The sequence below is a fragment of the Kribbella sp. NPDC058245 genome, from assembly GCF_042882005.1.
Taxonomy (GTDB): domain Bacteria; phylum Actinomycetota; class Actinomycetes; order Propionibacteriales; family Kribbellaceae; genus Kribbella.
In genome coordinates this window covers 55808-68792 of record NZ_JBHVWY010000023.1, presented here as the reverse complement: position 1 = coordinate 68792, position 12985 = coordinate 55808, and the positions used below count along the sequence as shown (strand labels likewise).

Sequence of the window (12985 nt, the reverse complement as noted above, 5' to 3'; positions counted from 1 at the left end):
CCTGCGACGCGGGCTGACACATTGCTCGGGAGGGCTGACCCGTGAGAAGAACCGTCCCCGCTGTCCTACTGACCGTGGCCGTGCTGGCCACGGCGGCGTGTACGCAGACCAAGTCCGGGAGTGGCGGCGGCGGTGACAGCAGCGGCCCGGTCAAGATCGGGCTCGTCACCAAGACCGACACCAACCCGTACTTCGTGAAGCTGCGCGAGTCGGCCAAGGCGCACGCCGCGCAGTCCGGCGCCGAGGTGATCGCGGTGGCCGGCAAGTTCGACGGCGACAACGAGGGCCAGGTCGCCGCGATCGAGAACCTCGTCCAGCAGGGCGTGAAGGGCATCCTGATCACGCCGAGCAACTCGACCGGCATCCTCGGTGCGCTCAAACAGGCCAAGGAGAAGGGCGTTCTGGTGATCGCCCTCGACACCGAGACCGATCCGAAGGATGCCGTCGACGCGACGTACGCGACCAACAACACGACCGCGGGTGAGCTCGAGGGCAAGTACATCAAGGCGACGCTCGGCCCGACCGCGCCGCGGCTGCTGATGATGGACGGTACGCCGGGTGGCACGGTGGACGAGCAGCGCCACAAGGGCTTCCTGCAGGGGATGGGCCTGAAGGACGGCGATCCCGCGATCATCGGCGCGGCGCCGACCAACGGTGACCAGAACAAAGCCCAGGCCGCGATGGAGAACCTGCTCCAGCGCGACGCGACGGTGAACTCGGTCTACACCCTGAATGAGCCCGCCGCTCGCGGTGCCGTCGCCGCGCTGACCGCGAAGGGCCTGGCCGGCAAGGTGGCGGTCGGTTCGATCGACGGCGGTTGCCAGGGCGTCGCAGACGTGAAGGCCGGCAAGTACCTGGCCACCGTCATGCAGTTCCCCAAGAAGATGGCCGAGCAAGGTGTCGACGCAGTCGTTGCCTTCGCCAAGGACGGCAAGAAGCCGACCGGCTTCCAGGACACCGGTGCCCAGCTGATCACCGACAAGCCCCTCCCCGGCTTGGACAGCAAGGACACCACCTGGGGCGCCCAGAACTGCTGGGGCTGAGGTGAGCGACAACGCGGCACCATCGCTTCGGAACCGCTCGACCGACGCGCTCCTGCACAACCCAGCGCTAGGACCACTGGCCGCGCTGATCCTGGCGATCATCGTGTTCGCGGTGACGACGTCGACGTTCCTTACTGTGGACAACCTTTCGCTTGTGGTGCAGCAGTCGTTGGTGGTGGCGACGCTTGCGCTGGGGCAGACGTTGATTGTGCTGACCGGTGGGATCGACCTGGCGAACGCGGCGATCATGGTGCTCGGCACGATGGTGCTCGCGCGGCTGGTGACCGATGGCAGCAACTCGGTGGTGGCTCTGATCGCAGGCTTCATCGTGTGCGCGGCACTCGGCGCGATCTCCGGTGGTCTGGTCACGATGCTGAACCTGCCGCCGTTCATCGTCACCCTCGGCATGCTGACCGTCGTACTGGCAGCGGGTCGGCTGTACTCCGAAGGTAACTCCTACCCGGTCACCGACAACCTGCTCGGCATCCTCGGTGAGGGTGGTTACCTGTTCGGCCAGATCAAGGTGACGCATGGGATGACGCTGGCCGTGGTGATGTTCGCGATCACCTGGTACGCGCTCACCCGGACAGCCTGGGGTCGACATGTCTATGCCCTGGGCAACGATCCGGAGGCAGCCCGGCTGACCGGTATCCACGTCGGCCGGACCCGGTTCAGCGTCTACCTGGTGGCAGGCGTCATCTACGCCTTCGCTGCCTGGCAGGCCCTCGGCCGGATCCCGAACGCGGACCCGAACGCCTTTCAGACCGGCAACCTGGACAGCATCACCGCCGTCGTCATCGGTGGCACCAGCCTCTTCGGCGGTCGCGGCAGCGTGATGGGCACGGTGGTCGGTGCGCTGATCGTCGCGGTTCTGCGCAGCGGTCTGACCCAGGCCGGGATCGACAGCCTCTACCAGGACGTCGCCACCGGCGTGCTCGTGATCGCGGCCGTTGCCTTCGACCAGGTCGTCCGTAGGAGGTCGCGATGACCACGCCCGCTCTGCAGGCCCGTGGCCTGGTCAAGCGGTACGGCCGGGTGACCGCCATCGACGGTGCCGACTTCGACCTGTACGGCGGTGAGGTGCTCGCCGTGGTCGGCGACAACGGCGCCGGCAAGTCCAGTCTGATCAAGGCACTCTCGGGAGCGTTGATCCCGGACGAGGGCACGATCCTGCTCGACGGTTCCGAGACGCATTTCCATTCACCACTCGACGCTCGGCACGCCGGGATCGAGACCGTCCATCAGACGCTCGCCCTGGCCCCCGCGATGGACATTGCCACGAACCTCTTCCTCGGCCGGGAGGTACGCCGTACCGGGCCTTTGGGATCGGTGTTCCGGCTGCTCGACCGGAGTGCGATGCGGGAACAGGCACAGCTGCAACTCGATGCCTTGGGCATCGAAACCGTGCAGCACATCGGCCAACTCGTCGAGACGTTGTCCGGAGGCCAGCGGCAGGCCGTCGCGGTCGCCCGGGCCGCGATGTTCGGCAGCAAGATGGTCATCATGGACGAGCCGACGGCCGCGCTCGGTGTGAAGGAGTCGCGCCAGGTGCTCGACCTGATCCGGCGGATCCGTGACCGCGGACTGCCGGTGGTTCTGATCAGTCACGACATGCCGCAGGTGTTCGAGATCGCTGACCGTATCCACGTCCACCGGCTCGGTCGCCGCGCTGCCGTCGTACGCCCGGAGGACGCGTCGATGAGCCAGGTGGTCTCTCTCATGACCGGGGCCCTGCGCCCCGGCGACCCAGACGCCCCGCCCAACCTGGTGGACTCATGACCTCTTTCCCTTACGCCGGTACGAACTACCAAGAGGACAACCGCGGGCAGTTTCACTTCAGCCCACGGAGCGGCTGGATGAACGACCCGAACGCGCCGCTGTACTACCGCGGCGTGTATCACCTGTACTTCCAGCACGCCCCGAATGCCTTGCACTGGGACACGATGCATTGGGGGCATGCGACCAGCACCGATCTCGTGCACTGGCAGCAGCGGCCGATCGCGCTCGACCCTTCGATCCATCCAGGCGACCTGTGGTCGGGTGGCGGAGTCGTTGACTGCGGCAACGTGAGCGGCCTCAAGAACGGCGACCACGACCCGGTCCTCGTGTACTCCGGGACTCGCGGGGTGACCGTTTTCTACAGTCTGGACGGCGGAAACACCTTCCAGACGTACGACGGTGGCCGGAAGGTCGTCGTACCGGATGGGGACAGTCGCGATCCGAAGGTGTTCTGGGACCCGGTGTCGCAGCACTGGGGGATGGTCGTCTGGTCCGATGCCGGCGGCAACGGAGTCGACTTCTTCGTCTCGACCGATCTGCTGCATTGGTCCTTTGCCTCGCGGTTCAAGGCCGGCTGGCTGTTCGAGTGCCCGAACATGATCCGGATGCCGCTCGAGGGTGAGTACCACTGGGTCCTGCATGCCGGCAGCGGCGAGTACTACGTCGGTGACTGGGACGGTACGGCGTTCCACTCCGACTGGAGTGTGCCGCAGAAGATCAACCAGACCGACACTCACGCTGGAGCTGGGTATTACGCGGCTCTCAACTTCTCCAACCTCAAGGGCGACCGCGTTGTGTCGATGGCCTGGCAGGGCGAGAACTACGGCTCGATCTGGACGGGCAACGCCTCGTTCCCGGTGGATCTCAAACTGCGCCGAAGCGCTGACGGCATCCGCGTCGTCGCCAACCCGGTCCCCGAGATCGACACATTGCGGGAGAACACGCGGACCTGGAAGAACCTGAGTCTCGACGCGAAGGCTGCCCGCGAGCTGCTGTCCGGGGTGCGGGTCAACACCTACGAGCTCGAAGCGGTGGTCGACGTACGGGATGTGCAGCGGTTCGGGTTCCGGCTGCACACCGGGCCTGATGGGTGGTTCGATCGCGACATCGCGTACGACGCTCGGTCGCAGCAGCTGAACGGGGTCGCGCTGAAGCCGAGCGGCGGCAAGGTTCGGGTGCGGTTGCTCGTTGACCGTGGGCAACTCGATGTCTTCGGCAACGATGGTGACGTCTACCAGAGCTACAACGTGAACTTCGACGGCCTGCCTGGTGGAGACGGCCTCGAACTGTTCACCGAGGGCCGGCTCCGGCTCGACTCGCTGACCATCCACGAGCTCGCCTCGATCTGGCGGCCGCTCGGTGAGGCGACGCTCCACACCAACCTGGACGGTCCCTGGTATGCCGCCCGTGGTCAGTGGGCAGACGTTGCCGATGGCAAACAAGGCAAGTCACCCGGTGACGCCTTCTACCTCAGTACGGCGACCGGCTCGGACTTCACGCTGGATGGGGACGTCCAGCTGGTCGACGGCGTCGCGGCCGCACTCACCTTCCGGGCGACCAAGGACGCCTCGCAGCACTACACGGTCAACGTCGATGCGGCGGCCAACGTGGTGAAGCTCTGGCGGCCGGGTCGCGACATTGCGACGGCTCCACTGCAGGTCGAGCATGGGCGGACCTACCACTTCACGGTGCAGACCGCCGGGTCGAACATCAAGGTGGCGCTCGACGGTAAGCAGCTCATCGACGCCGTCGACACCGAGCACAAATCCGGCCAGTTCGGGATGAACGTCTACAACGGGACCGCGCTGGTCCAGAACGTCAGCGTGCGATAGCCGCCGTACGGGCGTTCGTGACCGTGATGAGGTCGGCGGGGGAGAGGCCGATGTCGAGTCCCCGCCGGCCGCCCGACACATAGACGGTCGTGTGGTCGGCCGCCGTACGGTCGACGACCGTTGGCAGCGGGCGCTTCTGACCGATCGGGCTGATCCCACCGACGACGTACCCGGTGGTGCGTTCGGCAGCGGCCGGGTCGGCCATCACGGCCTTCTTCCCACCGGCCGCGGCGGCGATCGCCTTGAGATCGAGCTGCTTGTCCACCGGTACGACGCCGACCGTCAGCTTGCCGTCGACCTCGACCAGCAGCGTCTTGAACACCTGCTCCGACTCCAGCCCCAGCGCCTCGGCCGCCTCCAGCCCGTACGACTTGGCCGCCGGATCGTGGTCATAAGCGTGCGTACTGAACTCGATCTTCGCCTTCGTCAAAGCCACCGTCGCCGGCGTCCCCGCCCCCTGCCTGCTCTTAGCCACCCCCCGACCCTAACCCCGTCCCACCCCCCCCGCCCCCGTCCCACCCGCCGTCCCCGGTTCCACCCACGGTCCCCGGTTCCACCCACCGCCCCGGTTCCACCCGCCGACCCTCGCCCACCTGCCGACCCACACTGCCCTCCCGAGCGCCCGCGCATCTGCCGCCTCGTCCACCCCGGCGCGCCCACACCGTCGTACCGGCCGAGGGCAATTTGAACGGATATCCCCGAAGATGGTCCCTTCTCCCCTCGTATTTTGAGGGGAGAACCGGGGCGGACTTGAGTGGATATCCGTCGAAATGGCGGAGGGGGTGGGGACGGGGTTGGTGGTTGGCTGCGAGGGGGCGCGCGGTGGGCGGGACGGGGCTGGCGGGTGGCTGGGAGGGGGGCGCGCGGTGGGCCGGCCAGCGAAAGGGCGGGTGAGCTAGCTGCATGCGGTGGGTTGGCCCGCAGGGGGATGGGTCAGCCCATCAAATGAGGCTCTCCTGCTCGATGTGTGGGTGACGCCGGGGCTGCGGCCGCTCCGGCGTATGAGTTGGATCCGCCGGTTGCGTACACACCGACTGTTACTACGCCTACCAGCAGCCCTTTTCGGCGCCTCCGTCACGCTGCAGCACGCCCGCTCCGTCCGCGTACTAACAGTCGGTCTGTACAGCCCGATCACCGAAGCGCCCTATTTTCGCCGCACCCAATGCCCGTCACCCCCAGCAACTGCGAGCCCGCCGGTGTCGCTCCCGGACGGCAACCACAACCCACCAGCCAGCCAGCCACAAGCAACGGCCCACCGTCGCGGCGCCTTTCCCGGACCGCAACCACAACCCGTCAGCCCCAAGCAACGGAGAACGCGGTCGCCGGCCGCACCATCCCCCTCAGCCACCGCATCGCCCAGCCACAGCGCGACGTGGCCGGCCGAGTCGCTCACCTGGCCCGCCGCGCCACCTCGACCGCCTCCGGCGGTCGACTGAAAGCTTCGCGCGCGCCAAGCAGATGGCTGAGGGGGATGGTGCGGTCGGCGACCGAGGTGCACGTTGCCTGCGGCTGACGGGTTGTGGCTGAGGTCCGTGATGCCCGGAGCTTGCGCTAGCGGTGAGTTTTTCGGGTCCAGGCGACGAAAAACTCACCCACAACGCGGCCGACCGCCCAAGGCGAGGCACCTTGAGCACCCCTCGACCACGTGACGCCCGCCGAAGTGGTTGAACCGTGCTCAAGGTCCGGCGGACGCCCCACTTTGTGCACCCCTCGACCACGCGACGCCCGCCGAAGTGGTTGAACCGTGCTCAAGGTCCGGCGGACGCCCCACTTTGTGCACCCCTCAACCACGTGACGCCCGCCGAAGTGGTTGAACCGTGCTCAAGGTCCGGCGGACGCCCCACTTTGTGCACCCCTCAACCACGCGACGCCCGCCGAAGTGGTTGAACCGTGCTCAAGGTCGGGTGGCGGGGGCACTGAATGAGGGAGAACCAGCAACTTGAGCGGAGATCCCCTCAAATGGGGGGAGTGGCGGTGGCGATTAGGCGGACGCAGCAGTGGGCGGGGGTTGGGGTGAGGCGGGCTTCGTGGGGGGAGTTGGTGGTGGTGATCAGGCCGGCGAGGAGGTTGAGGTTCATGGTGCAGACGAGTTGACCGTGGTGGGTGGCTAGGCGGCGGAAGGGGCAGTTGGCGAGGACGAGGTCGGCGCCGTCGTGGTGGGGTTCGAAGCCGTGCCGCTCGAGGATCTCGATCAGCGGGAGGTCGGCGTGGCCGAGGGTCTCGCCGTACTCGCGGGCCAGCCGGTTGACCGCTGCGCGGGGTGAGCCGCCGGTGGACTCGGCGTCCTCGATCGCGGCGGCGAGCAGTTGGCCGGCGACGGCGTACTGGCGTTCGGGGAGGCTGATCTCGATCTCGGTGTCGGAGCGGTGGTAGAGCTTGGCGGGGCGTCCGGCGCCGGGGCCGGTGCGGCCGCTGCGGCGCTCGAAGCAGGTGGCGAGCAGACCTTCCTCGGTCAGCCGGTCGAGGTGGAAGGCGGCCGTCGTCCGCGGGATCGCGAGTGCGGCCGCCGCGTCGTCCCGGCTGACGGGGCCGGCCTGGGCGACGACGTACTCGTAGAGGCGGCGCCGCGTGGGCTCCTCGAGTACGGCGACGGCCTTCCAGCGGTTGTCCACGAGTTGATTCTATCGACAACATCTATTGGTTTAACAGTATGATGGCGGCTCGTTGAACTCTCAGGGAGTGTGGCAGATGGCGATCTCGGCCGATCTCGAACCCGTACCACTGCATATCGTCGCGGGCCGGGCCCAGATCGACCTGCCCGCCGCCCAGCGCGCGGTCGCCGATCTGCTCAAGGCGCTCGGGCGTGACCCGGAGAGCGCGCACCTGGCCGACACCCCGCGCCGGGTGGCCAAGGCGTACGCCGAGATGCTGACGCCGCGCGAGTTCGCGCTCACGACCTTCCCGAACGACGAGGGGTACGACGAACTGGTCCTGGCCAAGGACATCCCGGTGCAGTCGCTGTGTGAGCACCACCTGCTGCCGTTCACGGGCGTGGCGCACGTCGGGTACCTGCCGGGCGACCGGATCCTCGGGCTGTCGAAGCTGGCCCGGGTGGTCGAGCTGTTCGCGCGCGATCTTCAGGTGCAGGAGCGGCTGACCAAGCAGGTCGCCGACTGGCTCCAGGACCATCTCGCACCGAAGGGCGTCGGGGTCGTGATCGAGGCCGAGCACCAGTGCATGTCGCTGCGCGGAGTGCGGGCGGTGGGCTCGCGAACCGTCACCTCGTCACTGCAGGGCATCCTGCGCGACAAGCCGAGTTCGCGGCAGGAGTTCTTCGCGCTGACCGGCCTCACCCCGTAGTCCGGCGGCCAGCCGAAGCCCTTCAGGTCAGGCGGAGACCGCCTTGTGGTGAGTGTGCCGTCCGGTGGCGAGGATGTGCGCGACCTCGCCGGGCAGCAGGTCGGTGCCGGGGACCGGCTCCATCTCGGAGACGTCCAGCCAGCGGACGACGGTGGCGCCGCAGTGGCCGTGGACGGCGAGGATGGAGTCAAGATCCGGCCAGACGGCCGTGGACGGGTTGGCGCCGTGCCAGCGCAGTGCCACCGAGCCGTCGGTGAAGACACAACCTTCGGCGACGATGCCGGTGCCGGAGACCCCGCTGATGTCGGTGTAGCGCAGGAGTTCGAAGGTCTGGGGTTTCATTGGTCCTTTCCCCGTGTGAGCCCGGCGCGCAGAGCGGCCGGGCGCGGTTGGGCGCTCGCCACAAACCGGGGACAAGTACCGAGTGTCAGCGGGGAAGAACGATCTGTAGCGACTCTCTTACTGCACAACAAGCTAGAACCAAAACCCCCGACACGCCAGGTATCGCCACGCGTGTCTCAGCCTCCGATCGTTAAAAGAACAAAGGGTTTACGCGCTCGTCATGATCGAATGGGCCGGTGTTCCTGACGCTGACCACCGACCTGGCCGGATTCGACCTTCCCGCGAGCGATTTCGGGTTCCTGTTGCACAAGAACCCGGGACGACCGCAGCGCACCGACATCACCGGTGGGGCAGCGCATGTCTTCTACCCCGAGGCGACCGACGAACGCTGTACGGCGGCGCTCCTGCTCGAGATCGACCCGATCGCACTCGTGCGCGCGGGCCGCGGGAAATCCTCCGAGGGTTTCACCCTCGGGCAGTACGTGAACGATCGCCCGTACGCCGCCTCCAGCCTGCTCGCGGTCGCGCTGAGCAAGTTCTTCCGGACCGCGATGATCGGCCGCTGCGACGCGCGCCCCGAGCTCGCGGCCGCCGCGATCCCGCTGGAGATCCACGTCCCGGCGCTGCCGTGCCGCGGCGGTTCCGAGCTGGCCGAGCGGATGTTCGCGCCACTCGGCTGGACGGTCGACGCGCGTCCGGTGCCGCTCGACCCGGAGATCCCGTCCTGGGGTGATTCCCGGTACGTCGACCTGCGGCTGACCGGCGTCGTACGGCTGGCCGATGCACTCAATCACTTGTACGTGATGCTCCCCGTGCTGGATGACGCCAAGCACTACTGGGTCGGCTCCGACGAGGTCGACAAGCTGGTCCGCGCCGGCGCCGGCTGGCTCGGCACGCACCCGGAGAAGGATCTGATCTCGCACCGCTACCTGGCACACCGCCGCTACTTGTCCGACGACGCGCTCGAGCGACTCGCCGAGGTGGACGGTGTCGAGGTGGCCGACGAGGAGTCGGAGTCCGAAGGACCGGTGTCGCTGGCGGTCGAGCGCCGTACGACGGTTGCCGCCGTACTGCGGGAGCTCGGGGCGCGGCGGATCGTGGACGTCGGATGTGGTGAGGGCGCGCTGGTGGGGGAGCTGCTGAAGGACCCGATGATCGGTGAACTGATCGGGACGGACGTCTCGGCGCGGGCGCTGATCTCGGCGAAACGGCGACTGCACTACGACGACCTGCCGGATCGGCAGCGGGACCGGCTGCGGTTCCTGCAGTCGTCGGTCACGTACGCCGACGAGCGCCTGGACGGGCTGGATGCCGCCGTACTGATGGAGGTCATCGAGCATGTCGACCCGCCGCGGCTGCCGGCGCTGTCGTACTCGGTCTTTCAGGCGGCCCGGCCGGCCGCGGTCGTGGTGACTACTCCGAACAGTGAGTACAACGTGCGGTTCGAGTCGCTGCCGGCTGGTAATTTCCGGCATCCCGACCACCGGTTCGAGTGGACCCGGTCGGAGTTCCAGACCTGGGCCTCGGGTGTAGCCGATCAGTTTGGGTATGCGGTCGAGTTCCGGCCGGTTGGCCCTGAGGACCCCGAGGTCGGTCCGCCGACCCAGCTCGCCCTCTTCCGCCGTACGGAGGGGGCCTCATGATCGACGTACCGGCGCTGTCGCTGGTGATCCTGGTGGGCGTCAGCGGGTCGGGGAAGTCGACCTTTGCGCGGAAGCACTTCAAGGCGACCGAGGTGATCTCGAGCGACTTCTGTCGTGGTCTGGTGTCGGATGACGAGAACGACCAGGCGGCGACCAAGGATGCGTTCGAGGTCCTGCATTTCATTGCTGGTAAGCGTTTGGCGGCCGGTCGGCTGACCGTGATCGACGCGACCAACGTGCAGCCGGAGGCGCGACGGGAGCTGGTTGCGCTCGCCCGGGAGTACGACGTACTGCCGGTGGCGATCGTGCTCGACCCACCGGAGAGGGTTGCGGTGGAGCGAAACGAGCAGCGGCCCGATCGGCAGTTCGGCGCGAAGGTTGTGACGCGGCAGCTCGGTCAGCTGAAGCGTGGGCTGAAGAGTCTGAAGCGGGAAGGGTTCCGCAAGGTTCACGTGCTGAGCAGCGTTGAGGAGATCGATGCCGTGAGCATCGAACGGACTCGGCTGTTCAATGATCTGAAGGAGCAGACCGGTCCGTTCGACATCATCGGTGACGTCCACGGGTGCCGGCCGGAGCTTGAGCAGCTGCTGACTGACCTTGGGTACTCGCTGACCCGGGACGCCTGGGGTCGGCCGATCGACGCTCAGCACGATGAGCGGCGCGCGGTCTTCGTCGGGGACCTGGTCGACCGTGGTCCGGACAGTCCAGGAGTGCTGCGGCTCGTGATGGGGATGGTTGCTGCGGGCAACGCCTATTGCGTGCCGGGCAACCACGAGGACAAGCTGCTGCGCGCTCTGCAGGGGCGCAACGTGAAGGTCAGCCATGGGCTGGAGACGACGCTGGCGCAGCTCGAGGAGGAGACTCCTGAGTTCCGGGCCGAGGTTGCGACGTTCATCGATGGGCTGATCTCGCACTACGTCTTCGACGGCGGCAAGCTGGTTGTCTCGCACGCGGGGCTGGTCGAGCGCATGCACGGCCGCGCCTCGGGTCGCGTCCGTTCCTTCTGCCTGTACGGCGAAACGACCGGCGAGACGGATGAGTTCGGCCTGCCGGTGCGTTACCCGTGGGCGAACGAGTACCGCGGTCGCGCGACGGTCGTGTACGGACACACGCCGACGCCGGAGCCGGAGTGGATCAACAACACGATCTGTCTGGACACGGGCGCGGTCTTCGGTGGCTCGCTGACCGCCCTGCGTTATCCCGAGCGCGAGCTGGTCCAGGTCAAGTCGGCCAAGGAGTACTACGCGCCGGCGAAACCGTTGCACGTGGCATCGGCTCCGTCGCGCGAGCCCGACGTACTGGAGCTGACCGATGTCACCGGCCGGCGGGTGATCGAGACGTCGTCGCACGGGCGGTTGAGTGTGCGTGCCGAGCAGGCCGGGGCGGCGCTGGAGGTGATGAGCCGGTTCGCGATCGATCCGCGGTTCCTGCTCTACCTGCCGCCGACGATGAGTCCGGTGGCGACGTCGCCCGAGCCTGGGCTGCTGGAGCACCCGCTGCAGGCCTTCGAGACGTATCGCGGTCAGGGTGTGACTGAGCTCGTGTGCGAGGAGAAGCACATGGGTTCGCGGGCTGTCGTGCTGCTGACTCGCGATGACGACGTTGCTGAGAAGCGCTTCGGGCTGGCTGGTCGGGGTGCGATCCACACGCGCACTGGGCGCTCGTTCTTCGATCCTTCGCTGACCGACGAGCTGCTGCTGCGGCTGCGCGCGGTTGCGGTCGAGGCGGGTCTGTTCGAGGAGCTCGACACGTCCTGGCTCCTGCTGGACGCCGAGCTGCTCCCGTGGAGCGCGAAGGCCGAGGACCTGCTGCGGAATCAGTACGCCGCAGTCGGTGCTGCTGCCCGTACGTCGTTGCCTGCCGCAACTGCTGCACTGTCGTCGGCGGTTGCTGCCGGGCTGGATGTCGGTGACCTGCTGGCCACGATGTCGCAGCGTGCGGTCAACGCCGGGCTGTTCACCGAGGCGTACCGGCGGTATTGCTGGCCGACGGACGGGCTCGACGGCGTTCGGCTGGCCCCGTTCCAGGTGCTGGCGACGGAGGGAGCGACGTACCAGGATCGACCGCACGCCTGGCACCTGGAGATCGCGGACCGAATGGTTGCTGCAGGCCCCAATGTGGTCACCGCAACTCGACGGCTGTTCGTGGATGCTGGCAACTGGTCCGAGGGTGTGGCGTGGTGGGAGGAGCTGACCGGTGCCGGTGGCGAGGGCATGGTCGTGAAGCCGGCCGCCAACCTCGTCCGGACCGCCAAGGGACTCGCCCAGCCGGGTCTGAAGGTGCGCGGGCCCGAGTACCTGCGGCTGATCTACGGTCCGGACTACACCGAGCCCGCCAACTTCTCCCGGCTCCGCGACCGCAACCTCGGCCACAAACGCTCACTCGCCCTCCGCGAGTACGCCCTAGGTCTCGAGTCGCTGGAACGCGCCGCCCGCGGCGAACCCCTCTGGCGCATCCACGAGTGCGTCTTCGCCGTACTGGCCCTCGAGTCCGAGCCCGTAGACCCCCGCCTCTAACCCTTACGTCCGAACGACCGGAGAGCCCGCCTCCGGTCCTTCGGACGTTACGACCCCCTCCCGCGCAACGTCCGAACGCCCGCGGTACGTGGTCGGCGTGTTTTCGGACGTTACGGTCCCGTCCCGCGCAACGTCCGAACGCCCGCTGTACGTGGTCGGCGTGTTTTCGGACGTTACGGTCCCGTCCCGCGCAGCGTCCGAACGCCCGCAGTACGTGGTCGGCGTGTTTTCGGACGTTACGAGCCGTCGCGAGCGGTCCTCCTCCTCCGAAGCTGGAGTGTGGGGTGAATCTTGGCCCGCTCCGGGCGGTTTCTCTCCCACATCCCCAACGATCACGACCGCACCCACATCCCGCCAGCCCCTCCTCGTGGCAACCCTCCAGTTGGAGGGATATCCCTTCAGTTGGGGGGTTGCCCATCGAAAATCTCAGTGGGCAACCCTCCACCTCGATAGGCAACCCCGTTCGCGAGCACGGTGGGTTCAGTCGCGCGGGCTGGGGGATTCGGGGAGGATTCACCCCCCGAATCCGT

10 protein-coding genes are annotated in these 12985 nt (G+C 67.5%); 7 read left to right on the top strand and 3 right to left on the bottom strand.

The window, feature by feature from the left end; all coding sequences use genetic code 11:
- The first annotated feature begins 41 nt into the window (after positions 1 to 41).
- The 4 genes from ACFVWG_RS38100 to ACFVWG_RS38085 are packed head-to-tail and all read left to right on the top strand — an operon-like array spanning position 42 to position 4654.
- Positions 42 to 1043, top strand: a complete 1002-nt coding sequence (locus ACFVWG_RS38100; RefSeq protein ID WP_391548370.1) for a substrate-binding domain-containing protein — start codon at positions 42 to 44, stop codon at positions 1041 to 1043.
- Between the two features lies 1 nt (position 1044).
- Entirely contained in the window at positions 1045 to 2031 is a 987-nt protein-coding gene (locus tag ACFVWG_RS38095) for an ABC transporter permease (protein WP_391548369.1), read from the top strand.
- The gene (locus ACFVWG_RS38090; protein WP_391548368.1) at positions 2028 to 2822 is read left to right on the top strand and encodes an ATP-binding cassette domain-containing protein; all 795 of its coding nucleotides are present in this window, start codon (positions 2028 to 2030) and stop codon (positions 2820 to 2822) included. Before ACFVWG_RS38095 ends, ACFVWG_RS38090 begins: the two co-directional genes overlap by 4 nt.
- A complete protein-coding gene (locus tag ACFVWG_RS38085; RefSeq protein ID WP_391548367.1) occupies positions 2819 to 4654 on the top strand; it encodes a glycoside hydrolase family 32 protein in 1836 nt (611 codons plus the stop codon). The genes ACFVWG_RS38090 and ACFVWG_RS38085 overlap by 4 nt, the downstream gene beginning before the upstream one ends.
- Here ACFVWG_RS38085 and ybaK read toward each other — a convergent pair.
- Together ybaK and ACFVWG_RS38075 are read right to left on the bottom strand one after the other, a co-directional pair.
- Positions 4641 to 5129 (bottom strand): Cys-tRNA(Pro) deacylase, encoded by a 489-nt coding sequence (gene ybaK / locus ACFVWG_RS38080; protein WP_391548366.1) that lies wholly within the window; start codon positions 5127 to 5129, stop codon positions 4641 to 4643. The genes ACFVWG_RS38085 and ybaK overlap by 14 nt on opposite strands.
- 1480 nt (positions 5130 to 6609) lie before the next feature.
- Positions 6610 to 7266, bottom strand: a complete 657-nt coding sequence (locus ACFVWG_RS38075) for a helix-turn-helix transcriptional regulator (protein ID WP_391548365.1) — start codon at positions 7264 to 7266, stop codon at positions 6610 to 6612.
- A gap of 76 nt (positions 7267 to 7342) precedes the next feature.
- On the opposite strand from ACFVWG_RS38075, the gene folE reads away from it, so the two are divergent.
- Positions 7343 to 7954 (top strand): GTP cyclohydrolase I FolE, encoded by a 612-nt coding sequence (folE, locus tag ACFVWG_RS38070; protein WP_391548364.1) that lies wholly within the window; start codon positions 7343 to 7345, stop codon positions 7952 to 7954.
- A gap of 27 nt (positions 7955 to 7981) precedes the next feature.
- Here folE and ACFVWG_RS38065 read toward each other — a convergent pair whose 3' ends face one another.
- On the bottom strand, positions 7982 to 8296 hold the full coding sequence (locus tag ACFVWG_RS38065; protein ID WP_391548363.1) for a hypothetical protein: 315 nt from the start codon (positions 8294 to 8296) through the stop codon (positions 7982 to 7984).
- Between the two features lie 236 nt (positions 8297 to 8532).
- On the opposite strand from ACFVWG_RS38065, the gene ACFVWG_RS38060 reads away from it, so the two are divergent.
- Positions 8533 to 9939, top strand: a complete 1407-nt coding sequence (locus ACFVWG_RS38060) for a 3' terminal RNA ribose 2'-O-methyltransferase Hen1 (protein ID WP_391548362.1) — start codon at positions 8533 to 8535, stop codon at positions 9937 to 9939.
- Entirely contained in the window at positions 9936 to 12455 is a 2520-nt protein-coding gene (locus ACFVWG_RS38055; RefSeq protein ID WP_391548361.1) for a polynucleotide kinase-phosphatase, read from the top strand. Before ACFVWG_RS38060 ends, ACFVWG_RS38055 begins: the two co-directional genes overlap by 4 nt.
- The last annotated feature ends 530 nt before the right edge of the window (positions 12456 to 12985 follow it).